The following is a 24,383-nucleotide window of genomic DNA, read 5'->3' on the forward strand; positions in this document are numbered from 1 at the left end:
GAGGGAGGCGCGCCCGGTTGGGGGCGGTTGGGGCTGCTGATGCGGGGGGCACCCCCTCCCTCTCCCTCCCCCTGGCAGGGGAGGGAAGGGCCCGGCAGGTTGGCTGGGGGGAATGGATGGCCGCTGTCCCTGTTGCGGGCAGGGGTGCGCCCGGTGATGGCCGGGGCGGAATGGTCCTCTCGCTGCGCGCTTCCCTGACAGGGGGAGGGCTGGCGAGGGGGAGAACAGAAGGACGGACAGAACGTGATCGACATTCCCAAGACCGCACGCGCGGTGATCATTGGCGGCGGGATTTCCGGCTGCTCGATGGCCTATCATCTGGCCAAGGCGGGCTGGACGGATATCGTGCTGCTGGAGCGCAAGCGGCTGACCTCGGGCACGACATGGCACGCGGCGGGGCTGATCGGGCAGTTGCGCGGGTCGGCCAACATGACGCGGCTCGCCAAATATTCCGCCGATCTTTATGTGAAGCTGGCCGCTGAAACCGGGGTGGAAACCGGGATGCGGCAGGTGGGCAGCATCTCGGTCGCGCTGACGGCGGAGCGGCATGAGGAATTGCTGCGGCAGGCGACGGTGGCGCGGATCTTCGACGTGGATGTGCACGAGGTGTCGCCCGCCGAGGTGAAGGCGATGTATCCGCATCTGAACACCGAGGGCGTGGTGGGGGCGGTGCATCTGCCGCTGGATGGGCAATGCGACCCGGCCAATATCGCCATGGCGCTGGCCAAGGGCGCGCGGATGCGCGGGGCGCGGGTGATCGAAGGGGTGAAGGTGACCGGGGTCACCGAGGCGGCGGGCGCGGCCGGGCGGCGGGTGACCGGGGTCAGTTGGGAAAGCGGTGGCGCGGTTGGGCATATCGCGGCGGATGTGGTCATCAATTGCGGCGGCATGTGGGGGCGCGATCTGGCGGCGCAATCGGGTGTCACCGTGCCGCTGCATGCCTGCGAGCATTTCTATCTGATCACCGAGCCGATTGCGGGGCTGGGCCATCTGCCGGTGCTGCGGGTGCCGGACGAATGTGCCTATTACAAATCGGACGCGGGCAAGATGATGATCGGCGCGTTTGAACCCAAGGCCAAGCCCTGGGGCATGGGGGGCATCCGCGAGGATTTCGAGTTCGACACGCTGCCCGAGGATTGGGAGCATTTCTCGCCGATTCTGGAGGCGGCGATGAACCGGGTGCCGCTGTTCCAGACGGCAGGGATTCACACCTTCTTCAACGGGCCGGAGAGTTTCACCCCGGATGACCGCTATTACCTTGGCCCGGCGCCGGGGCTGGAGGGCTATTGGGTCGCGGCGGGGTTCAACTCGGTCGGGATCGTGTCGTCGGGCGGGGCGGGCATGGCGCTGGCGCATTGGATCACCGAGGGCGAGGCGCCCTTCGATCTGTGGGAGGTGGATATTCGCCGCGCCCAGCCGTTCCAGAAGAACCGCAAATATCTGAAAGAGCGGGTGAGCGAGACTTTGGGCCTGCTGTATGCCGATCACTTCCCTTACCGGCAGATGGCGACGGCGCGGGGGGTGCGACGCTCGCCGCTGCATGGGCATCTGGCGGCGCGCGGCGCGGTGTTCGGCGAGGTGGCCGGGTGGGAGCGGGCGAACTGGTTCGCAGGCCCGGGGCAAGCGGCGGAGTATCGCTATAGCTGGCAGCGGCAGAACTGGTTCGACAACCAGAAGGCCGAGCATATGGCGGTGCGGGAAGGCGTCGGCCTGTTCGACATGACCTCGTTCGGCAAGATCCGGGTGGAGGGGCGCGACGCCTGCCGCTTTCTGAACCGGGTCTGCGCCGGGCAGATGGATGTGGCGGCGGGGCGGGTGGTCTATACCCAGATGCTCAATGACCGGGGCGGGATCGAGAGCGATCTGACGGTGACGCGGCTGAGCGAGACGGCCTATCTGCTGGTGGTGCCGGGGGCGACGGTGCAGCGCGATCTGGCCTGGTTGCGGCGGCATCTGGGCGAGGATTTCGCGGTGATTACCGATGTGACGGCGGGCGAGGCGGTGCTGTGCGTCATGGGGCCGAAGGCGCGCGATCTGATGGCGCGGGTCAGCCCGAACGATTTCTCGAATACCGCGCATCCGTTCGGTACGGCGCGCGAGATCGAGGTCGGCATGGGATTGGCCCGGGCGCATCGGGTGACCTATGTCGGCGAGCTGGGCTGGGAGCTGTATGTCGGCACCGATCAGGCGGCGCATGTGTTCGAGGCGCTGGAGGAGGCGGGCGCCGATCTGGGGTTGAAGCTGTGCGGCTTGCACGCGCTGGATTCCTGCCGGATCGAGAAGGGCTATCGCCATTGGGGCCATGACATCACCGACGAGGATCATGTGCTGGAGGCCGGGCTGGGCTTTGCGGTGAAGCTGGGCAAGGGCGATTTCATCGGGCGCAAGGCGGTGCTGCGCAAGCAGGCGGCCGGGCTGGCGCGGCGGATGGTGCAGTTCCGGCTGGAGGACCCGGTACCGCTGCTGTTCCACAACGAGGCGGTGGTGCGCGATGGCCGGATCGTCGGGCCGGTGACCAGCGGGAATTACGGGCATTTCCTCGGCGGGGCGGTGGGCATGGGTTATGTGCCCTGCGCCGGGGAGACGGCGGAGGAGGTGCTGGGGTCGCGCTACGAGATCGAGGTGGCGGGGGTGCGACATCGGGCGGTGGCGTCGCTGGTGCCGATGTATGACCCGACGGCGGCGCGGGTGCGGGGGTGACGCTGACGGCGGGGCGCCCCCTCACCCCGGCCCTCTCCCCCGCGGGGAGAGGGGGCGCGAAACGGCGAGGGCGGTGCGGGATGGGGCGGTGGACGGGGGGGCTGTCTGCCCCCCGCCGGGCCTGCGGCCCGCCCCCCGAGGATATTTGGAAACAGAAAATGAACAGGAGGGCGGGATGGGTGAGGGTGGTGAGCGCGGGCGGCGCAGTGGCGGGCGGGCGGCGCGGGTGGCGGAGCGGGCGGCGCCTTTGGCCGAAGGATTGCGCCCGGTGCGGGCGGGCTTGCCGGGGGGGCAATACCGGCCTTTGACCGAAGCCGGGATGGCCACGATCCATGCCAGCGCGCTGGAGGCGCTGGAGGTGATCGGGCTGGCCAATGCGCCGCCGTCAGGGGTGGAGATCCTGACCGGGGCGGGAGCGGTGCTGGGGGCGGATGGGCGCATCCGGTTTCCGCGTGCGCTGGTGGAGGACATGCTGGCCAAGGCGGCGCGCGATCTGACGCTGTTTGCGCGGGACGAGAAGTTCGATCTGCATCTGACGGGCAGCCATGTGCATTTCGGCACGGCGGGGGCGGCGGTGCATATCGTCGATCCGGTGACGCTGGACTACCGCGACAGCACGGCGCAGGATCTGTATGATGCGGCGCGGCTGGTGCAGCATCTGGACAATGTGCATTTCTATCAGCGCACCATGGTCTGCCGCGATGTGCTGGACAATTTCGACATGGATGTGAACACGCTTTATGCCTGCCTGTCCGGCACGGCGAAGCATGTGGGCACATCCTTCAGCGACCCGTCGCATGTGGCGGGGTGTTTCGATCTGCTGCATGTGGTGGCGGGGGGCGAGGCGGCCTGGCGGGCGCGGCCCTTTGTAAGCAACTCCAATTGTTTCGTCGTGCCGCCGATGAAGTTTGCCGAGGAATCCTGCCGGGTGATGGAGGATTGCGTGCGGCGCGGCATGCCGGTGCTGTTGCTGAGCGCCGGGCAGGCGGGGGCCACGGCGCCCGCGCCGATTGCGCTGGCCATCGTGCAGGCGGTGGCGGAATGTCTGGCGGGGGTGGTCTATGTCAACGCCATCCAGCCGGGGGCGCCCGCGATCTTTGGCACCTGGCCTTTCGTTTCCGATCTGCGCACTGGTGCCATGTCGGGGGGCAGTGCCGAGCAGGCTTTGCTGACGGCGGGCTGTGCACAGATGCACCGCTTCTACGGCCTGCCCGGCGGGGCGGCGAGCGGCATCAGCGACAGCAAGCTGCCCGACATGCAGGCGGGGTGGGAGCAGGGGATCACCAATGTTCTGGCCGGGCTTTCCGGGTTGAACATGTGTTACGAGGCGGTGGGGATGCATGCCTCTCTGCTGGGCTTCTGCATGGAAAGCCTTGTGCTGGGCGACGACATTCTGGGGCAGGTGTTGCGCTGTGTGCGCGGCATCGACGTGACGCCGGATTCGACCAGCATCGAGGCGATGAAGGAGGTCTGTCTGGGCGGGCCGGGGCATTATCTGGGGTCGGGCCAGACGCTGGGCCTGATGCAGACGGAGTATATCTATCCGGCGGTGGGCAACCGGATGAGCCCGAAAGAGTGGAACGAGGCGGGCAAGCCGCAGTTGCTCGACCGGGCGATTGCGCGCAAGAATGAGATTCTGTCCAAAGCCCGTTCGGTGATTGACCCCGAGATCGACCGCGCGATCCGTGCGCGGTTCAACATCCAGTTCCGGTGAGGCGATGATCCCTGCAAACATGCTGAAATTCTACATCAATGGCGCCTGGGTGGACCCGATCGGTTCGGATCGTCTGGGGGTGGAAAACCCGGCGACCGAGGAGATCGTGGCCGAGGTGGCGCTGGGATCGGCGGCGGATGCCGACCGGGCGGTTGCGGCGGCGCGGGCCGCGTTCGACGGCTATACCGCCTGGCCAGTGGCGGAGCGGATCGCTTTGGTGAAGCGCCTCCTTGAGGTCTATAACGACCGCTATGAGGATTTCGCGCAGGCGATGCGGCTGGAGATGGGCGCGCCGATCGAATGGGCGCGGGGGGCGCAGGCCTGGGCGGGGCAGGTGCATATTGAAAGCACGATCCAATCCGCCGAGGAAATGGTGTGGGAGTATGCGCGCGGCACGACCCGGATCCTTTATGAGGGGATCGGGGTCTGTGCGCTGATCACGCCGTGGAACTGGCCGATGAACCAGATCGCCTGCAAGGTGGCGCCAGCGCTGATCGCCGGTTGCACCATGGTGTTGAAGCCGTCGGAAATCGCGCCGCTGTCGGGCCTGCTGTTCGCCGAGGTCTGCCATGCGGCGGGGGTGCCTGCGGGCGTGTTCAATCTGGTGAACGGCACCGGGCCGGTGGTGGGGGCCCGCCTGTCGGCGCATCCGCAGGTGGATATGGTCAGCTTTACCGGATCGACCCGCGCGGGCACGGCGGTGGCGGCGGCAGCGGCGCCGACGGTGAAACGGGTGGCGCAGGAACTGGGCGGGAAATCCGCGAATATCATTCTGCCGGGGGCCGATCTGGCGGCTGCGGTGACCGGCGGGGTGGAAGGGTGTTTTGGCAATACCGGGCAAAGCTGCGACGCGCCGACGCGGATGTTCGTGCCGCGTGCCCGCCATGCCGAGGCGCTGGAGATTGCCCGCGCGGCCGCCGGGGCGGTGGTGGTGGGCGATCCCTGCGATCCCGCCACGACCATGGGGCCGCTGGTCAGCAAGCTGCAATTCGACAAGGTGCAGGGGATGATTCAGAAGGGGATCGACGAGGGGGCCACGCTGGTTTGCGGCGGCCTGGGGCGGCCTGCCGGGCTGAACCGGGGCTGGTTCGTGCAGCCGACGGTGTTTGGCGATGTGACCCCGCAGATGACCATCGCGCGCGAGGAAATCTTTGGCCCGGTGCTGGCGATTCTGCCTTATGATACGGTGGATGCGGCGGTGGCGATGGCGAATGATACCGTCTATGGGCTTGCCGCCTATGTGCAGGGCCCGCTGGACGCGGCGCGGGCAGTGGGGCGGCGGCTGCGGGCCGGGCAGGTGAACCTGAACTACCCGGATTGGGATACCTGCGCGCCGTTCGGCGGTTACAAGCAATCGGGCAACGGGCGTGAATATGCCGATTGGGGCATCCATGACTTCTGCGAAGTCAAGGCGTTGATCGGATACGGAGAGGCATGATGCGCTACGGCTATATCGGGCTGGGCAATCTGGGCGGGCATCTGGCGGCAAGCCTGATCCGGGCCGGGTTCGACGTGACGGTGCATGACCGCAACCCTGCGCTGGCCGAACGGCACCGGGCGCTTGGGGCGAAGGTTGCGGCCTCTGCCTCGGATCTGGCAGAGCAGGTGGATCATGTGTTCACCTGCCTGCCCTCGCCGCAGATCAGCGAGGTGGTGCTGGCGCAGATCCTGCCGGTGATGGGGCCGGGGGCGCATTGGATCGAGAACTCCACCCTGGGGCGCGACGATGTGCTGCGGCTGGCGCAATTGGCCGCCGAACAGGGGGTGCAGATGCTGGAGGCGCCGGTGACCGGCGGGGTACATCTGGCGGCGCGGGGCGAGATCACCGTGCTGGTGGGCGGCGAGGCGGCGCTGTATGAGGCGCATCTGCCTGCGTTGCAGGCGATCGGGGCGCGGCATTTCCACATGGGGCCGCTGGGATCGGCGGCGGTGATCAAGGTGATCACCAATATGCTGGCCTTCATCCATCTGCTGGCCGATGGCGAGGCGATGATGCTGGCCAAGCGCGGCGGGCTGGACATGGCGACGGCGTGGCAGGCGATCCGCGCGTCCTCCGGCAACAGTTTCGTGCATGAGACGGAGGGGCAGCTGATCCTGAACGGCAGCTATGACATCGGTTTCACCATGGATCTGGCGCTGAAGGATCTGGGCTTTGCCATGGGGTTCGGAAAGGAATTCGGCGTGCCGCTGGATCTGGCGTCGCTGGCGGCGCAGAGCTTTCTGAAGGGCAAGGCGGCCTATGGCGGGGGGGCGCAATCGACGCAGATCGTGAAGCTGCTGGAAGATCTGCTGAACACCGATCTGCGGGCCGAGGGGTTTCCGGCGCGGCTGGAATAGCGCGGGGCGCAAGGCCCCCTCACCCCGACCCTCTCCCCCGGGGGGAGAGGGAGGTGCGCCGGGCGGGCTGGCGTCAGATCAGGTTGACCAGCCGGGCTGCTTCGGCGCGGATGTCGGCCAGCAGGGTGCGATCCTCGCCCGGATAGAAGCGGGCGCGGGTGGCGGTCGGCATCGGCGCCGGGTTTTCGATCAGGACGCGTGGGCCGACCTTGCCGGTTTCGGCCTGCCAGCTGCGCGCCAGCGCGATCTGCGCGGCCTTGCTGGCGCCATAAGCGCTGAAATACATCTCGCCGCCGCGCGGATCGTCCAGAAACAGCGCGGTGGCCTGGTCTGCGGCCTGCAACAGCGGCTCGACCATCGGGATCAGGATGCCGGTGGCGCGGGCGTTGATCGACAGCGACTTGTCCCAGTCCTTCTTGTCGAGGAAGGGCGCGGGGGTCAGCGGGGCGGCGTGGATCGCGGCGTGGACCCAGAGATCCAGCTTGCCCCAGCGGTCATGAATCGAGCGGCACAGATGCGCCATCGCGTCGTCATTGGTGATGTCCATCGGGGCCAGCGTCAGCTCGCCCGCGCCGGGCTGGCGCTTGGCTTTCACCCGGTCGTCCAGCTCTTCCAGCCCGCCCACGGTGCGGGCCAGCGCCACGACATGCCAGCCACGGCTGGCAAGCTCTTCGGCCATGGCGGAACCGAGGCCGCGCGAGGCGCCGGTGACAAGGGCGATGCGGTGGGACATGGATTTTCCTCTGGCCGGGGGCAGGCGGTGAAGCCGGGGGTTTCACACCCCCGGACCCCCGTGGGATATTTGAGCCAAGCTGAAAGGGCAAGGGAGGCGATGCGTCGCACCCTTTGCCCTTCATCCTGGCCGAAATACTCCGGGGGTGAGCGCCGCAGGCGCGAGGGGGCGGCGCCCCCTTATTCGGCGGCTTTCATCTCGAAACCCTCGGCGATCTTGTCCGAAGGGGTGATCGGGTATTCGCCCGAGAAGCAGGCATCGCAGAATTTCGGCGCCTTGGGGTCGCGGCCCGCCTCGACGCCCGCAGCGCGGTAGAGCCCGTCGAGCGAGATGAATTTCAGGCTGTCCACCCCGATCCAGTCGCGCATCTCGTCCTCGGTCATCGTCGCGGCGAGGAGTTTCGACCGTTCTGGCGTGTCCACCCCGTAGAAGCAGGGCCAGGCGGTGGGGGGCGAGGCGATGCGGAAGTGGACCTCGGCGGCGCCGGCTTCGAGGATCATGTCCTTGATCTTGCGCGAGGTGGTGCCGCGCACGACCGAATCGTCCACCAGGATCACCCGCTTGCCCTTGATCAGCGCGCGGTTGACGTTCAGCTTCAGCCGCACGCCCATGTTGCGGATGCTTTCGGTCGGCTCGATGAAGGTGCGGCCCATATACTGGTTGCGGATGATGCCCATCGCATAGGGGATGCCGGATTCCTGGCTGAAGCCGATGGCGGCGGGGGTGCCGCTGTCGGGCACCGGGCAGACCAGATCGGCATCGACCGGGCTTTCCTTGGCCAGTTCCACCCCGATCTGGCGGCGGGTTTCATAGACCGAGCGCCCGCCAAGGATGCTGTCGGGGCGCGAGAAATAGACCTGTTCGAAGATGCAGAAGCGCGAGGGTGCCGGGGTGAAGGGGCGGGTGCTGAGCACCTTGTTGCCTTCGATCACCACCATTTCGCCCGGCTCGATCTCGCGCACGAATTCGGCGCCGATGATGTCGAGCCCGCAGGTTTCGGAGCTGAGCGCCCAGCCGCTGTCGCCGACGCGGCCCAGCACCAGCGGGCGCACGCCATGGGCATCGCGCACGCCGATCAGCTTGGTGCGCGTCATCGCAACCACCGAGAAGGCGCCTTCGACGCGGCGCAGCGCGTCCTTGATGCGTTCGGAGATATTGGTCTGGATCGAGCGCGCCATCAGGTGGATGATGCATTCGCTGTCCGACGAGGACTGGAAGATCGAGCCGCGCTCGATCAGTTCCTTGCGCAGGGCGGCGGCATTGGTGAGGTTGCCGTTATGGGCGATGGCGGCGCCACCCATGGAAAACTCGCCAAAGAACGGCTGCACGTCGCGGATGGCGGTGGCGCCTTTCGACCCGGCGGTGGAATAGCGCACATGGCCGATCGCCAGTTCACCCGGCAGGGTGGACATCACGTCGGCCTTGGTGAAGTTGTCGCGCACATAGCCGAAGCGACGGGCCGAGTTGAACCCTTGCACCGGGTCATAGCTGACGATGCCGCCAGCCTCTTGGCCGCGATGCTGCAGGGCGTGCAGGCCGAGGGCGACGAAATTGGCGGCATCGGCGACGCCGATCACGCCGAAGACGCCGCATTCCTCCTTCAGCTTGTCGCCATCGTCGAAGGCGTCAAAGGGGGTGCCGAGTTGGGCGCGCATAGGCTCACTCCGAATCCGAAGGGGGGCTTTCGCCCCCCATGTAATGGCTTGATGACGGAGTGTCACGCCCCGAAGGGCACCTCGCGCTTAGTTGTTTGCTGCGGGTGCAGCATTTTCGGCCGGGGCGGCGCAGACGGCGACGAGGCCTTCGTATTTTGCCACGATCCAGCCCGGCGCGTCAGACGGGAGTTGTTCGTCCAGATTGCCCTGAAAGGTTGCAAACACCTTGGCCGAGCGCGAATTGTCCACCATGGGGATGGTATCGGCCGCGACGGCGCGGTCGTAGACGATGAAGGCCACCGCCACCAGCACCACGCCGCGCACCACGCCGAACAGGAAGCCGAGCGCCTGATCGAGGCCGCCGAGGATCGACTGGTTGACCCAGGTGGAGAGCAGCGGGGTGAACAGGGCGGCAATCACCAGACAGATGGCGAACACGGCGGCGAAGGCGGCAATCAGCGACAATTCGCAGCTGGTGCCGATGAAATCGCCCACGACCGGCAATTCGCGGATCAGCGGCTGCGCCTGTGCGGCAAAGGCATAGGCGGCGACTGCGGCGAGAATCCAGCCAAGGATCGCCATGCTTTCGCGCACCAGTCCGCGCGAATAGGCGAGGATCGCCGACAGCACGATGACACCGGCCACCACGCCGTCAATGATGGTGAAACCTTCCATACCCAATCCCTCCCGGGGCTTATCCTGCCCCGAACATTTCCCCGACAAAGGCCGTCAGATCGGCCATCTGGCGCAGGCGCATCCCTTCTGCCTGCCCGGTTTTCGACCGCGCAGGCAATGTTGCCTGTGAAAAACCAAGTTTCGCCGCCTCTTTCAACCTGTTTTCGGTCTGACCGACGGGCCGCAGTGCGCCAGAGAGGGAGATTTCACCGAAAAGCACCATGTCGGGCGGAATTGCCACATCTTCGCGCGCGCTGAGCAGGGCTGCGGCGACGGCAAGATCGGCGGCGGGCTCGGACACCCGCATCCCACCTGCGACATTGAGGAACACATCCAGCCCGGTGAACGGGATGCCGCAACGCGCCTCCAGCACCGCGAGGATGGTGGAGAGGCGACCGGAATCCAGCCCGACCACCGTGCGGCGCGGCGTGCCAAGATTGGAGGGGGCGACCAGCGCCTGAATCTCGGTCAGCACCGGGCGGGTGCCTTCGATCCCGGCAAAGACGGCAGAGCCGGGGGTGGCGGCCTCGCGGTCCGACAGGAACAGGGCAGAGGGGTTGAGCACCTCGGCCAGCCCGTCGCCGGTCATCTCGAACACGCCGATCTCGTCTGCCGGGCCGAAGCGGTTTTTCACCGCGCGCAGGATGCGGAACTGGTGGCCGCGTTCGCCTTCGAAATAGAGCACGGTATCGACCATGTGTTCCAGCACGCGGGGGCCGGCAATGGCGCCCTCTTTCGTCACATGGCCGACGATCACCACCGCCACGCCCTTGCGCTTGGCGAAGGTCACCAGCTCATGCGCGGCGGCGCGCACCTGACTGACCGAGCCGGGGGCGGCCTCGACCGTATCCAGCCACATGGTTTGAATCGAGTCGATCACCACCAGATCGGGGCGTTCGGCGTCCAGCGTGGTGAGGATGTCGCGCAGCGAGGTTTCGGCGCCCAGCGCCACCGGCGCCTGCGACAGGCCAAGGCGTTGGGCGCGCATCCGCACCTGCGCCGGGGCCTCTTCGCCCGAGATATACATACATTTCAGCCCCTTCGCGGCGAAACTTGCCGTGGCTTGCAGCAAAAGTGTCGATTTGCCGATGCCGGGATCGCCGCCCACCAGAATGGCCGAGGCGGCGACCAGACCGCCGCCCAGCACCCGGTCCAGCTCGCCGATGCCCGAGGAGGCGCGGGGCGGCGGCGCCTCTTCGGTGGCCAGATCGCTGAGCGGGATGGTGCGGCCCTTGGATTTCAGCGCCTTGGGCCCGGCAGACAGCGGCGCCTCTTCGATGATCGAATTCCACGCACCGCAAGCCTCGCATTTGCCCGCCCATTTCGGATAGGCCGCGCCGCAGGCGGAACAGGTGAAGGTGTTGGGGGCCTTTGCCATCAGCGCCACGCTTCCATCGTCAGGGCCAGCGAGCGGGCGCGGGCGTCGAAATCATAGATGTCGGTGACCAGCATCACCTCGTCGGCCTGCGTGCGGGTAACGATGGCTTGCAGCGCCGCGCGCACCTGCGCCGGGTCGCCGACCGCATGGCAGCCCAGCATGTGCATGACATGGTTGCGTTCGCGTGGGGTCCACAGCGCCTCGATGTCGGGGACGGGGGGCAGGCTGTAGCCCCGCGCGTTGCGGATCAGGCCGAGGAAGCTTTGCTGGGCGGTGGTGAACAGGTGGCGGGCCTCAGCCTCGGTTTCGGCGCAGACGGTGTTGACGCAGACCAGAGCATGGGGTTCGCGCAGCGCCGCCGAGGGGCGGAAGTTGGCGCGGTAAAGGTGCAGCGCCTCGTCCAGATAATCGGGGGCGAAATGCGCGGCAAAGCCATAGGGCAGGCCCAGTTGCGCCGCCAGCAGCGCACCGAATTGCGACGAGCCGAGAATCCAGAAGGCCACATCGGTGCCCGGCGCGGGCACGGCGCGGATGCGCGGGGTGCCGTCTTCGGCGGCGAAATAGCCCATCAGTTCCACCACATCCTGTGGAAAGCGGTCGGATGCGGCGGGGTGTTGGCGCAGGGCGCGCAGGGTGGCCTGATCGGTGCCGGGGGCGCGGCCAAGGCCAAGGTCGATGCGGCCCGGATGCAGTTGCGCCAGCGTGCCGAACTGTTCGGCAACGATCAGCGGCGCGTGGTTGGGCAGCATCACCCCGCCCGCGCCGACGCGGATGGTGGTGGTGCCCGCCGCCACATGCGCCAGCACCACCGGCGTGGCTGCCGAGCCGATGCCCACCATGTTGTGATGTTCGGCCACCCAGTAGCGGGTGAAGCCAAGCCCTTCGGCATGGGCGGCAATGGCGCGGGCGTTCAGCAACGCCTGACGCGGCCCGCCTGCCTCGGTGACGCGGACGAGATCGAGCAGGGACAGCGGAGGGAATTTCATGCGTTACGGCCCAGATAGAGGGAAGCGAGGATGCAGGCGGTGAAAAGGTACATCCCCCATGCCACCTCGACATGGGCAAGGCCCACGCCTTTCACAACCACGATATAGAGCGCGATCAGGAAAACATCGGCCATCGCCAGCTTGCCGATCCAGCGCAGCGCCGGTTCCGCCTCGGGCGCCAGCAGGCCGAAATCGCGCAGCGCCCGGCCCAGCACCTTCAGCAGCGGCGCGAAGATCGCGCAGAAGGTGACGACCAGCGCCAGCACCGCATCGGTGCCCCACAACGCTTGCAGGCCGGAGATGACCGAGATTTCCGACAGGCCGAACAGCGGCAGCAGCCCGGCGCGCAGCAGCGGCGCGAACCAGGCGATGGGGAACAGGATCAGCAGGGCAAGATTGGCGGCGCGCGACATTGGCCCTTGGTGCCGTGCGCCTGCAGCAAGGTCAATGCGGGAAAAGCGGCTTAATGCAGCCCGTCGGCCTTGGTTGCGGGCTTGGGCAGGGAAACCACATTCGGTTCGCGCGGTTCGTCGAAATCATAGCCGAGGCCGGGCAGGATTTCGCGCAGATCGGCCTCCAGCCGGCGGATCTGGTCGTGGTTGCGGCGCTCTTCGGCCTCCACATCCTGCAGCCAGCGGCGCAGTTCGTCGCAGGTCATCCGGGCCAGCTTGATCCGTTCGGCCAGCAGATCGGCATCGGCCTGCCGCGCGGTCAGGAAGGCGCGGGCGCGGCCCACCTTTTCGTCAGAATAGGCGCGGGCCAGATCGCGTGACTGAAAGCTCATCTGCGCGGCGAGCTCCAGCAGTTCCGGCTCCATCTGGCTGAGATCGGGGTGTTTGCGCAGCAGTTCCATCCGCTGGCGCATCGCCTCGAACTCGCCCGACAGGCTGAACACCCCGGTCCGGTCGGCGGCATGGGCCAGCGAGTAGGCGCGCTTCACATCCTCCATATTGATCTGGAAGGCGCGGTGGGTGCGTTCCAGCCGGGCCATACGGGCATTGGCGGGCAGGAAGACGCAGATGCACAGCATCAGCGCCGTCAGCGCCAGTTGCACCCACATTCCGGCATCGGCGACCGGCATATCGCCCCAGCGCAGCGTCAGATCGGGCCAAGGCGTCTGCCCGAGGGCGGCCAGAAGCGAGGTCAGACACAGAAAGCCGGTCAGCCCGATGACCATGACAAAGGCCACGGATTGCGCGACAGATTGCAATTGTCGGATAAGAAAATGCTGCCGTTCAAACATGATAACCCCCGCACCGCCCCTCCATTGTCCTACGGCATCGTTAAAAGGCAACATAATTTTGCCGCAATTGCCGGAACGGCGCAGACTGGTGGTCTGCGCTGCAGGGTTGTTGCGAGGCGGGAAACAATGCGCGGCGCGGTGCCGAAAAGTTCAGCGCAGCGATTCGATGGGGCCTTCGGCGCGGCCATGGATGAATTGCTGCACATAGGGGTCGGGCGTCGCGTCCATCTCGCTCACTGGCCCGGTCCAGCGCACCTTGCCGCCGTGGATCATCGCCACATTGTCGGCAATCGCCCGCACGGAAGACATGTCATGGGTGATGGTCATGGCGGTGGCGCCCATTTCCACCACGATTTCGCGGATCAGGTCGTTGATGACGCCCGACATGATCGGGTCGAGCCCGGTGGTCGGCTCGTCGAAGAAGATGATTTCCGGCCCGGCGGCGATGGCGCGGGCGAGGCTGACGCGCTTTTGCATGCCGCCCGACAGTTCGGCGGGATAGAGATCGGCCACCTGCGGGCCAAGGCCGACGCGGCGCAGCTTTTCCAGCGCGATTTCGCGCGCTTCGGCCTTGGGGCGCTTTTGCGCGCCGCGTTGCAGGCGGAAGGCGACGTTTTCCCACACGCGCATCGAATCGAACAATGCGCCGCCCTGAAACAGCATCCCGAAGCGGGCGAGAAAGGCATCGCGGTCGGCTTTGGTCACATCGGCACCCTCCAGCGTGATCGTGCCGCTGTCTGGCGTCACAAGGCCAAGGATACATTTCAGCAACACCGATTTGCCGGTGCCCGAGCCGCCGATGATCACCATCGAGCTGCCTTTGGGGATCGTCAGATCCACCCCGCGCAGCACATGGTTCGGACCGAAGGATTTGGTGACGCCGCGCAGCTCGATCATGAGAAGAACAGCTCCGTCAGCAGGTAGTTCGCGGCGAAGATCAGGACAGAGGCAGACACCACTGCCGATTTGGTGGCCTTGCCCACGCCCTGCGCGCCACGGCCCGAATTCATGCCGTGATAGCAGCCCATCAGCGCCACGAGGAAACCGAAGGCAGCCCCTTTCAGCAGGCCCGAGGTGATATCCCAGCTTTCCAGAAAATCGACGGTGTTCTTGATATAGGCGGCAGAGTTGAAGCCCAGCCGGTGCACGCCCACCGCCCAGCCGCCCATGATGCCGATGCTGTCGCCCACCGCCACCAGCACGGGCACGGCCAGCGTGGCGGCGACGACGCGGGGAACGGCAAGGTATTTCAGCGGGTGGGTGGACAGGGTGACCAACGCGTCGATCTGTTCCGTCACCTTCATTGTGCCGATTTCGGCGGCGATGGAGGAGGCCACGCGCGCGGCCACCATCAGCCCGCCCAGCACCGGCCCAAGCTCGCGCGCCATGCCGATGGCGACGATGGCGGGCACCACCGCCTCGGCGCTGAAACGCGCGCCGCCGGCATAGATCTGCAGCGCCAGCGCGCCGCCGGTGAACAGCGCGGTCAAGCCGACGACGGGCAGCGAGAACCAGCCGATCTGCATCAGCGCGTGCAGAAACTCGCGCGGGTAGAACGGCGGGCGGAAGACATGGCTGATCACCTGCCCGGCGAAGATCGCAATCTCGCCCAGCATCGCCAGAAAGCCCAGCGTCATGCGACCGATGGCCGCGACGGGGGAAAGCAGGATCACATCTGCCCTCGTGTCGTGGCGGAAACGTAGCGGCGGGCGTAGCGATGGCCCAGCGAGGTCAGCACCTCGTAGCCGATGGTGCCCGCGACATCCGCCAGATCATCCACCCCCTGCATCATGCCCAGCAGATCGAGGCTGCGCGGCACGTCGCGCAGGTGGCTGACATCGACGGTGATCAGATCCATCGACACGCGGCCGACGATGGGGCAGGGCGTCTCGCCATCCCACAACAGAGCGGCGTTGGAATAGCGCCGGGTCAGCCCGTCGGCATAGCCCGCCGCGACCGTGGCGATCAGCGAGGGCTGTTCGGCCACCCAGCCGCAGGAATAGCCGACGATCTCGCCGGGGGCGACCTCGCGGATCTGGATCACCGGCAGCGACAGGCCCACCACAGGGCGCGCATCGACGAAGGGGCGCCCGCCATACAGGCCGACGCCGGGGCGGGTCAGTTCAAAATGATATTCCGGGCCCAGCAGGATGCCGCCGGTGGCGGCAAAGCTGCGCGGCACGCCGATGCCGTCGGTCATCGCATGGAACTCGGCCAGTTGCGCCTCGTTCATCGGGTGGCCGGGCTCGTCAGAGCAGGCAAGGTGGCTCATCACCAGTTCGGGATTGGCGTCCAGCATCAGAGAGGCCAGCGCCTCCCATTCTTCGGCTTCCAGCCCCAGCCGGTTCATGCCGGTGTCCAACTGGATGCCGAACGGGTGGCCGGGCAGCGATTCCAGATGGCGGGTGATCTGATCGACCGAATTGAGCATCGGCGTCAGATCCAGATCGTGGATCATCTCGGTGTCGCCCGCCATGTGGCCGGACAGCACGTTGATCTGCGGCCCCGGGCCAAGCGCCTGCCGCACGGCGGCGCCTTCCTCGGCCACCGCCACGAAGAACCGCCGCGCCCCGGCCTCGGCCAGCGCGCGCACGACACGTTTCGCGCCGAGCCCATAGGCGTCAGCCTTGACCACGGCAGCGGTTTGCGTGGTCGGATCGCTCATCCTGTCCAGCGCGCGCCAGTTGGCGGCGATGGCGTCGAGATCAATGGTAAGGGTCGATGTTGCCATGCAGCGGTTTTGACAGGGCGGGCGGCAAGGTCAAGGGGAAATGCGGCGCTGCGGCGCCCGCTCGCACAGATGTGGCCGGGGCGTGGCGCCTTGCGGCAGCCGGACCAGAGAGAAACCGCCTGTGTTTCACCCTGGCCCAAATACTCAAACTTTCGCGCTCTCCGCCAGATAGCTGCGCAGGGTGGTCTCGGTCCCCTGTGCCCAGAGGCTGAACAGCCAATGGGCGAAATCGGCGGCGAAGCCCGGATGATCGGCCAGTTCGCCATAGATCTGGCGCTGGCCCAGCCAGACCTGCGGGTCTGACCGCGCGGCGCGGGCCAGCGCCTGCAACGCATCCCAGTTCGGGTCGTTGGGGGCGATCAAGGTGCCGCTGTCGCTGGTCCCTGCGCAATAGCGGCACCAAATGGCCGAGACCAATGCCAAGCCGCGCGCACCACGCCCTGCCGCCAGCGCATCGCGCACCGAGGGCACGATGAATTTCGGCTGGCGGTTCGAGCCGTCAAGGCACAGCCGCCGCTCGGTATCCGCCACTTCGGGGTTGGAAAAGCGGCTGCGGATCAGGTCGTAATAGGCGGCGATGTCGGTCTCGGGCACCGGGGGGACATAGGGGATGATCTCTTCCCGCTCTACCTTGTCGAGCAGGGCCGAGATCAGCGGATGGGCCATCGCCTCGTGCACATATTCGATATCCATCAGCCCGCCGGGATAGGCGATGATCGCATGGCCGCCGTTCAGGATGCGCAGCTTCATCAGTTCATAGGCATGGACATGCGGGGTGAAGGTGACGCCGACTTGTTCCAGCGGGGGGCGGCCTGCGGGGAAGTAGTCTTCCAGAACCCATTGGCGGAACGGTTCGCAGGTGACGGGCACCGGATCATCCAACCCGAACTCCGCCGCCATGGCGCGTTCGCGCGGGCCGGTGGCGGGGGTGATGCGGTCCACCATGCCATTGGGGAAGGCGACATGGGTTTCGACCCAATCGGCCAGCGCGGGGTCGATCAGCCGGGCGAGGCCTGCCACGGCGGCGCGGGTCACATGGCCGTTGCCGGGCAGGTTGTCGCAGCTCATCACGGTGAAGGGGGCGATGCCTGCAGCACGGCGGGCGCGCAGGGCGGCGAGGATCGCGCCGAAGGCGGTGCCGGGCTGATCAGGCGCCGCCGCATCGGCGCGGATCTCCGGCGCGTCGGGGTCGAAGGCGCCGGTGGCGGCGTTGATGAAATAGCCGCCCTCGGTCACTGTCAGCGAGACGATGCGGATGCCCGGGTCGGCCATCGCGGCGATCAGGCTGGCATTGCCGGGTTCCACGGGAAGGAAATCCAGCATGGCGCCGATGCGGCGGCAGGTGATCCCTGCCGGGTCCAGTTCGATCACGGTGGACAGGCAATCCTGCGCCTTCAGCGCGTCGCGCATCCGCGCATCGCCCTCGCGCACCCCGGCGCCGAGGATCGCCCAATCCTGCGCCACACCCAGCGCGAACAGGTCATCAAGGTAAACCGCCATATGCGCGCGGTGGAAATTGCCCAGGCCGATATGCACGATGCCGGGGCGCAGCGCGCTGCGGTCATAGGCGGGAAGGTGAACGCTGGCTGTCATGGTCAGGCCATCCAATTGCCGCCATCGACCCCGAAGGTCTGGGCGCAGATGTAATTCGCCTCGTCGGTGGCCAGAAAGATCGCCATGCCGACAAGATCTTGCGCGGTGCCCATGCGGCCATAGGGCACGCTGTCACCGACGATGCGCTTCTTTTCGCCCGGCGCGCGGCCCTCATACTTAGCGAACAGGCTGTCCACATGATCCCAGTGTTCGCCATCCACCACGCCGGGGGCGATGGCGTTGACGTTGATGCGATGGGGGATGAGGTTGAGCCCGGCGCTTTGGGTGAGCGAGATCACGGCGGCTTTCGAGGCGCAGTAGACCGCGACAAGGCTTTCACCGCGCCGCCCGGCCTGAGAGGCCATGTTGATGATCCGCCCGCCTTCGCCGCGCGCGATCATGTGCTTCGCCGCCGCCTGCATGCAGAACAGCGTGCCCGCCACATTCACCGCAAAGATGCGGTCGTAATCGGCGCGGGTGATCTCGGTCAGCGGGCCAGCGGTGAACAGCGCGGCATTGTTGATGAGGATGTCGAGCTTGCCCATCTGTGCGATGGCCTGCGCGAAACCCGCCTCGATGCTGGCCTGATCGCCGATGTCCATCTGCACGGCCAGCGCCTGCGGGCCAAGGTCGGCGGCGGCCTGCGCCACCGCATCGGCGTTGATGTCGGCCAAGGCCACGGTGGCACCCTCGGCGATATAGGCGCGGGCGAATTCCAGCCCGATGCCGCGTGCGGCGCCGGTGATCAGCGCCGTCTTGCCCCGAAGTCTCATGCCAGTGCCTTTCCGTCAGCGCCGAAGCGGTAAAGTTTGCCGGGTTGCGGTGCGAGGCTGACCGGATCGCCATGGCGCAGCATCCGTTCGCCCGAGACGCGCACCGTCAGATCGCCCACCCCGGCCACGTTCACCTTCAGGAAGGTGTCCGATCCCAGATGTTCGGCCAGACCGACGGTGCCCTGCCATGGCCCGCCTTCGACCACGTCGATATGTTCGGGGCGCACGCCCAGCGTGGTGCAGCCCTGTTGCGCGGCCTCGGCCCCGGTGATGAAATTCATCTTCGGGCTGCCGATGAAGCCTGCGACGAACAGGTTGGCAGGATGGCGATACAGCTCCATCGGGCTGCCGACCTGCTCGATCCGGCCTGCCTGAAGGACGACGATCTTGTCGGCCATGGTCATGGCCTCTACCTGATCATGGGTGACATAGATCATCGTGGTCTTCAGCGTCTGGTGCAGTTCGCTGATTTCCTGCCGCATCGACACGCGCAACGAGGCGTCGAGGTTCGAGAGCGGTTCATCGAACAGGAAGGCTGCCGGTTCGCGCACAATGGCGCGGCCAATGGCGACGCGCTGGCGCTGGCCGCCGGACAACTGGCCGGGGCGGCGATCCAGATAGCTGGTCAGGTTCAGCACCTTTGCCGCCGCTTCGACCTTCTGCGCCTGAATTTCGGGCGAGAGGCCGGCCATTTTCAGCGGAAAGGCGATGTTCTTGCGCACCGACATATGGGGGTAGAGCGCGTAGCTTTGGAACACCATTGCCAGGCCGCGTTTCGCGGGCGGCAGGTCGGTCGCCTCGGTGCCGTCGATGGCGATCTTGCCCGACGAGGTATCTTCCAGCCCGGCGATCAGCCGCAGCAGGGTGGATTTGCCGCAGCCGGAAGGGCCGACGAAGACCACGAACTCGCCGTCTTCGATGCGCAGGTCCAGTGGCGGGATGACGGTTACATCACCGAAGGATTTCGTGACGGAGGAAAGGGTTATCTGTCCCATGGGGTCCTCATTTCACCGCGCCGAAGGTCAGGCCGCGGACAAGTTGCTTCTGGCTGAACCAGCCAAGGATCAGGATCGGGGCAATCGCCATGGTGCTGGCCGCCGAGAGTTTGGCGTAGAACAGGCCCTCGGGGCTGGAATAGCTGGCGATGAACTGCGTGAGCGGGGCCGCGCTGGAGGTGGTGAGCTGCAGCGTCCAGAACGCCTCGTTCCACGCAAGGATGACGTTGAGCAGCACGGTGGAGGCGATGCCGGGCACGGCCATCGGCGTCAGCACATGCAGGATTTCAGCCCGCAGGTTGGCGCCATCCATCCGCGCCGCCTCGAGGATCTCGCCGGGGATTTCCTTGAAGTAGGTATACAGCATCCAGATGACGATCGGCAGATTGATCAGTGTCAGCACCACGACCAGACCGATGCGGGTATCGAGCAGGCCGAAATCGCGGAACATCAGATACATCGGCACCAGCACGCCCACCGCGGGCATCATCTTGGTGGACAGCATCCACATCAGCAGGTCTTTCGTGCGCTTGCCCGGCACGAAGGCCATCGACCAGGCGGCGGGAATGGCGATCACCAGCGCCAGCAGGGTGGAGCCCAGCGACAGGATGACCGAATTCATGAAGTGCAGGAAGTAGTTGGAGCGTTCCTGCACCTCGTGATAGCTGGCCAGCGTCCAGTCGGAGGTCAGCACGGCCAGCGGCGTCTTGATCGCATCGCCTTCGGATTTGAAGCCGAGGATGATGATCCACAGGATCGGGAAGAAGATCAGCAGGCCGATGGTCCATGCGGCGACGGTGACGACGGCGGTGCGGGTTTGGGTGGTCTTGCGCGCCATGGCTCAGGTCTCCAGGTTCTTGCCGATCATCCGCATCAGGAAGACCGCAACGATATTGGCGAGGATGACCGCGATGATCCCCCCGGCGGAGCCGCCGCCCACGTCGTAGTTCAGCAGCGACTGGGCATAGACGAGGTAGGGGATATTGGTCGAAGCCGTGCCGGGGCCGCCATTGGTGGTGACAAGGATTTCGGCGAAGACCGACAGCAGGAAGATCGTCTGGATCAGGATCACCACGGTGATCGAGCGCGTCAGATGCGGCACGGTGAGGTAGATGAAGCGGTTCATCCAGCTTGCGCCATCCATTTCCGCCGCCTCCATCTGTTCCTGATCCAGCGATTGCAGCGCGGTCAGCAGGATCAGGGTGGAGAAGGGCAGCCAGCTCCACGCGACGATCAGGATGATCGAGGCGAGCGGGGCATGGGCCAGAAAATCGAAGGGCTGAAAGCCGAAGGTCTTGGCGATATGGGCGAACATGCCGTTGACCGGGTTCATGAACATGTTCTTCCAGACCAGCGCCGAAACGGTGGGCATCACGAAGAACGGCGCGATCACCATGATCCGCACGATGCCCTGGCCCTTGAACGGCTGATCCAGCAGCAGGGCCAGTGCGACGCCGCCGAAGATGGTGATGACCAGCACCCCGCCCACCAGCAGCAGCGTGTTCACCAGCGCATCCATGAAGGCGGAATTGCTGAGGAAGTAGTAGTAGTTGTCGAAGCCCGTGAAACTTTCCATGCCGGGCATCAGCAGGTTGTAGCGCAGGAAGCTGAAATAGACGGTCATCGCCAGCGGCACGATCATCCACAGGAAAAGGAGGATGACGGCGGGAGAGACCATGAGGCGCGCAGCCGTCCGCGAATGTTCGGTTGCCATGGCGTTTCCTGAATTCTGGAGGGGGGGAAAGGGTGCGGGGCCGGAGAGAGGCCGGCCCCGCCTTGGGAGGACCGATTACTTGATGTAACCGCTCCGGGTCATTTCGGTGGTGGTGATTTCCTGCGCCTTGGCAAGCGCCTCTTCCGCCGAGATGCTGCCTGCGAGGGCGGCCGAGAACTGCTGGCCGACGGCGGTGCCGATGCCCTGGAATTCCGGGATCGCCACGAATTGCACGCCGACATAGGGCACTTCATCCACGGTGGGTTTGGTCGGGTCTGCCGCGTTGATGCTGTCCAGCGTCATCTTGGCGAAGGGGACTTTCTGGTATTCCGGGTTCGCATACAGCGAGGTGCGGGTGCCCGGCGGCACGTTGGCCCAGCCTTCTTTCGAGGCGACCAGTTCCAGATACTCTTTCGAGGTTGCCCAGGCGACGAAGGTTTTCGCGGCGTCGATCTTCTGGCTGCCGGCCGGGATGCCGAGGTTCCACGCCCAGAGCCAGTTGCCGCGCTTGCCCTTGCCGGTATCGGGGGCCAGCGCGAAGCCGACCTTGTCGGCCACGGTCGATTCCTTCGGGTTGGTCACGAAAGAGGCGGCCACGGTCGCGTCGATCCACATGCCGCATTTGCCCTGCTGGAACAGCGCGAGGTTTTCGTTGAAGCCGTTGTTCGAGGCGCCGGGCGGGCCGTAGTCGTTCATCAGCGCCAGATAATCGGTGAGGGTGGCTTTCCACGCTTCGCCATCGAACTGGGGTTTCCAGTCCATGTCGAACCATTTGGCGCCATAGCTGTTGGACATGGCGGTCAGGAAGGCCATGTTCTCGCCCCAGCCGGCCTTGCCGCGCAGGCAGATGCCGTAGACTTCGGCACCCTTGTCGGTCATCGCAGCGGCGGCTTTCTTGATGTCGTCCCAGGTGGGGGCTTCGGGCATGGTGAGGCCCGCTTTCTCCATCAGGTCGGTGCGATACATCACCATCGAGCTTTCGCCGTAGAAGGGGGCGGCCACCAGATTGCCGTCCACCGTCAGGCCGCCACGGATCGCGGGCAGCAGGTCGTCCACGTCATATTCGGCGGGCAGGTCGTTCAGCGATACCAGCCAGCCTTGCTTTCCCCAGATCGGCGCCTCGTAGGTGCCGATGGTCATCACGTCGAATTGGCCGCCCTTGGTGGCGATATCGGTGGTCACCTTCTGGCGCAGGACGTTTTCTTCCAGCGCCACCCAATCGACCTTGATGTCGGGATGCTTGGCATAGAAGTCGTCCATCAGGCTTTGCATGCGGATCATGTCGCCGTTGTTCACGGTGGCCACGGTGATGGTGGTTTCGGCCTGCGCAGCCCCCGCAAGGGCAAGCGCAACCGACGCGCCAAGAAGCGCGCGAATGGTCAGTTTCATCAGTATCCTCCCTGAATGCAGATGAGCAAATCATCGCATGTTGGGTAAATGCTCACATCAGGCCCCCAGTCGTCAAGCCCCCTCTTCCGCCGCAGATGCGAAGGTCAGGTGCGGGCCAGAAGTGCCGTTGCCGTGGCGTCGTCGGTGATCAAGCCATTGAGGATACGGGATTTCAGCGCGCCAAAGATCGCGGAAACCTTGGATGCGCCTGCGGCAATGCCGATGGCGGGCCGGTCCAGCCCCGGTTCCACGCGCACGCCGCCGGTACGGTCATTGGTGCCCAGATCGAGATAACGGCCCTGCGAATCGAAGACCCAGCCGGCGATTTCGCCCGCCGCACCGGCGGCCTGCATCTGTGCCAGCTCTGCCGCGCTGACGAAACCATCGGCCAGCAGCGGGGCATCCGCCCCCATCTGGCCCACCCCGACAAACAGCACATCCACCGCCCGTGCCAGTTCCAGCACGCGCTGTACGGGGGCAAGGGCATGGAAGGCCGCGCGTTCCTGCGGGGTGGGCGAGATCACAGGAACCAGCATCGGGTAATGCGGGGCGCGTACCTTGTCGGCGATGCGCATCACAACGTCAAAGAAGCTGGCCGAACCATCGGGGGCGATATTGCCGATCAGCGAGACCAGCCGGTGCTGCGGCGCCTCGGCCGGGCCCATCGCATCCACCAGCCCGCGCAGCGCCCGTCCGGTGCCCAGCCCGATGACCATGGGGTCGGGCATCCGCAGGAACCGCTCCAGCTCGGCGGCGGCGGCGGGGGCGATGGCGCGCACCGGATCGGAGCCAGCGCCAAGGCCGGGCACCACGCGGCAGCGGGTCAGCCCGAACCGGTCGCGCAGCGCCGCCTCCAGATCCATGCAGGCGCCGATTCGGTGGTTGAGCCGCACCTGAATCAGCCCTTCGGCCATGGCCCGGCTGACCAGCCGCTGCGCCCGCTGCCGACTGACGCCCAGTTCCGCCGCGATCTGATCCTGCGTCATGCCGCCGACATAATAGAGCCAGCCCGCGCGCGCGGCCTCGTCCTGCAGGGTGGGTTCAGGGTCAACTCGGCTCATGGTGGCCTCGGAAATCGGGATGAAGGGAGAGGAAGGATGAAAATGCGTCGAAATGGCGGGCGGGGCGGGCGTCCTCTGGCTCGGGTGGCTGCGGGCCTTGCATGTGGCTGCCGCCGGTGAAGCGCCAGACGGTCATGCCTGCGGCCAGCCCGGCGCGGATGCCGGTCAGGCTGTCTTCGATCACCAGACAGCGCGCCGGATCGGCGCCGCATCGGGCGGCGGCATGCAGGAACAGATCGGGCGCCGGTTTGCCCTGCGCCACCATCGAGGCGGTGAACAGCCGCGGCCCCACCAGATCGCCCAGGCCCGCCAGTGCCAGCGACTTCGCCGCCCGCGCCGGGCTGGAGGAGGTGGCGACGCAATGGGGCAGCGCCAGCCCGTCAATCGCGGCGCGCACCCCCGGCATGACCTGCAACTCGCGCTCGAACGCGGCGAACAGGCGGGCGCGGTAGCGGTCTTCGAAATCGGCGGGCAGATCCAGCGCGAATTCGCGCCGGATCGTCGCCATCACCGTGGGATAGCTGCGCCCAAGGAAGTGGCGCGCGACATAGGCCAGATCAATCGAGACCCCCAACTGCGCCAGTTCGGCGATCAGCATCCGGGCCGAAATGATCTCGCTGTCCAGCAACACGCCGTCACAGTCGAAGATCACCAGATCGAAGCTGGTCGGGGCAGCAGGCGGGGGCAGGGGCGCATGGGTCATGCT

Annotated in this window: 22 protein-coding genes; 4 read left to right on the forward strand and 18 right to left on the reverse strand. The window is 66.2% G+C overall.

Going from position 1 to position 24,383, the window contains the following annotated elements:
* Positions 1-243: 243 nt before the first annotated feature.
* The 4 genes from BMX43_RS09525 (at position 244) to BMX43_RS09540 (ending at position 6,751) form a co-directional block, all read left to right on the forward strand.
* Positions 244-2,700 carry a GcvT family protein gene (locus BMX43_RS09525; protein WP_091300712.1) on the forward strand — a complete coding sequence of 819 codons (2,457 nt, stop codon included), beginning with the start codon at positions 244-246 and terminating at the stop codon, positions 2,698-2,700.
* Positions 2,701-2,875: 175 nt separating this feature from the next.
* Positions 2,876-4,414 carry a trimethylamine methyltransferase family protein gene (locus BMX43_RS09530; RefSeq protein ID WP_091300714.1) on the forward strand — a complete coding sequence of 513 codons (1,539 nt, stop codon included), beginning with the start codon at positions 2,876-2,878 and terminating at the stop codon, positions 4,412-4,414.
* Between the two features lie 4 nt (positions 4,415-4,418).
* On the forward strand, positions 4,419-5,852 hold the full coding sequence (locus tag BMX43_RS09535) for an aldehyde dehydrogenase family protein (RefSeq protein ID WP_091300715.1): 1,434 nt from the start codon (positions 4,419-4,421) through the stop codon (positions 5,850-5,852).
* On the forward strand, positions 5,852-6,751 hold the full coding sequence (locus tag BMX43_RS09540) for an NAD(P)-dependent oxidoreductase (protein WP_091300888.1): 900 nt from the start codon (positions 5,852-5,854) through the stop codon (positions 6,749-6,751). Before BMX43_RS09535 ends, BMX43_RS09540 begins: the two co-directional genes overlap by 1 nt.
* A gap of 73 nt (positions 6,752-6,824) precedes the next feature.
* Here BMX43_RS09540 and BMX43_RS09545 read toward each other — a convergent pair whose 3' ends face one another.
* The 18 genes from BMX43_RS09545 to BMX43_RS09630 all read right to left on the reverse strand — a co-directional run bounded on the left by BMX43_RS09545 (position 6,825) and on the right by BMX43_RS09630 (position 24,380).
* On the reverse strand, positions 6,825-7,484 hold the full coding sequence (locus tag BMX43_RS09545) for an SDR family oxidoreductase (RefSeq protein ID WP_091300718.1): 660 nt from the start codon (positions 7,482-7,484) through the stop codon (positions 6,825-6,827).
* 179 nt (positions 7,485-7,663) lie between these two features.
* Positions 7,664-9,139, reverse strand: a complete 1,476-nt coding sequence (gene purF / locus BMX43_RS09550) for an amidophosphoribosyltransferase (RefSeq protein WP_091300720.1) — start codon at positions 9,137-9,139, stop codon at positions 7,664-7,666.
* A gap of 87 nt (positions 9,140-9,226) precedes the next feature.
* Complete coding sequence (locus BMX43_RS09555) at positions 9,227-9,814, reverse strand: CvpA family protein (RefSeq protein ID WP_091300722.1); 588 nt, start codon at positions 9,812-9,814, stop codon at positions 9,227-9,229.
* A 19-nt stretch (positions 9,815-9,833) separates the two neighbouring features.
* Positions 9,834-11,192 (reverse strand): DNA repair protein RadA, encoded by a 1,359-nt coding sequence (gene radA / locus BMX43_RS09560; RefSeq protein WP_091300890.1) that lies wholly within the window; start codon positions 11,190-11,192, stop codon positions 9,834-9,836.
* On the reverse strand, positions 11,192-12,178 hold the full coding sequence (locus BMX43_RS09565; RefSeq protein WP_091300725.1) for an LLM class flavin-dependent oxidoreductase: 987 nt from the start codon (positions 12,176-12,178) through the stop codon (positions 11,192-11,194). The genes radA and BMX43_RS09565 overlap by 1 nt, the downstream gene beginning before the upstream one ends.
* Positions 12,175-12,591 (reverse strand): paraquat-inducible protein A, encoded by a 417-nt coding sequence (locus BMX43_RS09570; protein WP_091300726.1) that lies wholly within the window; start codon positions 12,589-12,591, stop codon positions 12,175-12,177. The genes BMX43_RS09565 and BMX43_RS09570 overlap by 4 nt, the downstream gene beginning before the upstream one ends.
* 50 nt (positions 12,592-12,641) lie before the next feature.
* Positions 12,642-13,421 carry a hypothetical protein gene (locus BMX43_RS09575; RefSeq protein ID WP_091300728.1) on the reverse strand — a complete coding sequence of 260 codons (780 nt, stop codon included), beginning with the start codon at positions 13,419-13,421 and terminating at the stop codon, positions 12,642-12,644.
* 150 nt (positions 13,422-13,571) lie between these two features.
* Complete coding sequence (locus tag BMX43_RS09580; protein WP_091300730.1) at positions 13,572-14,318, reverse strand: ABC transporter ATP-binding protein; 747 nt, start codon at positions 14,316-14,318, stop codon at positions 13,572-13,574.
* On the reverse strand, positions 14,315-15,058 hold the full coding sequence (locus BMX43_RS09585) for an MlaE family ABC transporter permease (protein ID WP_425431799.1): 744 nt from the start codon (positions 15,056-15,058) through the stop codon (positions 14,315-14,317). The genes BMX43_RS09580 and BMX43_RS09585 overlap by 4 nt, the downstream gene beginning before the upstream one ends.
* Positions 15,059-15,090: 32 nt before the next feature.
* Positions 15,091-16,152 carry an alanine racemase gene (gene alr / locus BMX43_RS09590; protein WP_091300735.1) on the reverse strand — a complete coding sequence of 354 codons (1,062 nt, stop codon included), beginning with the start codon at positions 16,150-16,152 and terminating at the stop codon, positions 15,091-15,093.
* Positions 16,153-16,296: 144 nt separating this feature from the next.
* A complete protein-coding gene (locus BMX43_RS09595; protein ID WP_091300737.1) occupies positions 16,297-17,745 on the reverse strand; it encodes a mannitol dehydrogenase family protein in 1,449 nt (482 codons plus the stop codon).
* 2 nt (positions 17,746-17,747) lie between these two features.
* Complete coding sequence (locus BMX43_RS09600) at positions 17,748-18,518, reverse strand: L-iditol 2-dehydrogenase (RefSeq protein ID WP_091300739.1); 771 nt, start codon at positions 18,516-18,518, stop codon at positions 17,748-17,750.
* Complete coding sequence (locus BMX43_RS09605; RefSeq protein ID WP_091300741.1) at positions 18,515-19,513, reverse strand: ABC transporter ATP-binding protein; 999 nt, start codon at positions 19,511-19,513, stop codon at positions 18,515-18,517. Before BMX43_RS09605 ends, BMX43_RS09600 begins: the two co-directional genes overlap by 4 nt.
* A gap of 7 nt (positions 19,514-19,520) precedes the next feature.
* A complete protein-coding gene (locus BMX43_RS09610) occupies positions 19,521-20,351 on the reverse strand; it encodes a carbohydrate ABC transporter permease (protein ID WP_091300743.1) in 831 nt (276 codons plus the stop codon).
* A 3-nt stretch (positions 20,352-20,354) separates the two neighbouring features.
* On the reverse strand, positions 20,355-21,227 hold the full coding sequence (locus tag BMX43_RS09615) for a carbohydrate ABC transporter permease (RefSeq protein ID WP_091300744.1): 873 nt from the start codon (positions 21,225-21,227) through the stop codon (positions 20,355-20,357).
* 75 nt (positions 21,228-21,302) lie between these two features.
* Positions 21,303-22,616, reverse strand: coding sequence for an ABC transporter substrate-binding protein (locus BMX43_RS09620; protein ID WP_091300746.1), 1,314 nt, complete (start codon positions 22,614-22,616; stop codon positions 21,303-21,305).
* Between the two features lie 104 nt (positions 22,617-22,720).
* Entirely contained in the window at positions 22,721-23,677 is a 957-nt protein-coding gene (locus BMX43_RS09625) for a sugar-binding transcriptional regulator (RefSeq protein WP_091300748.1), read from the reverse strand.
* A complete protein-coding gene (locus tag BMX43_RS09630) occupies positions 23,664-24,380 on the reverse strand; it encodes an HAD family hydrolase (protein ID WP_091300750.1) in 717 nt (238 codons plus the stop codon). Before BMX43_RS09630 ends, BMX43_RS09625 begins: the two co-directional genes overlap by 14 nt.
* Positions 24,381-24,383 lie beyond the last annotated feature (3 nt).

The sequence above is a fragment of the Gemmobacter aquatilis genome (assembly GCF_900110025.1).
Taxonomy (GTDB): Bacteria; Pseudomonadota; Alphaproteobacteria; order Rhodobacterales; family Rhodobacteraceae; genus Gemmobacter; species Gemmobacter aquatilis.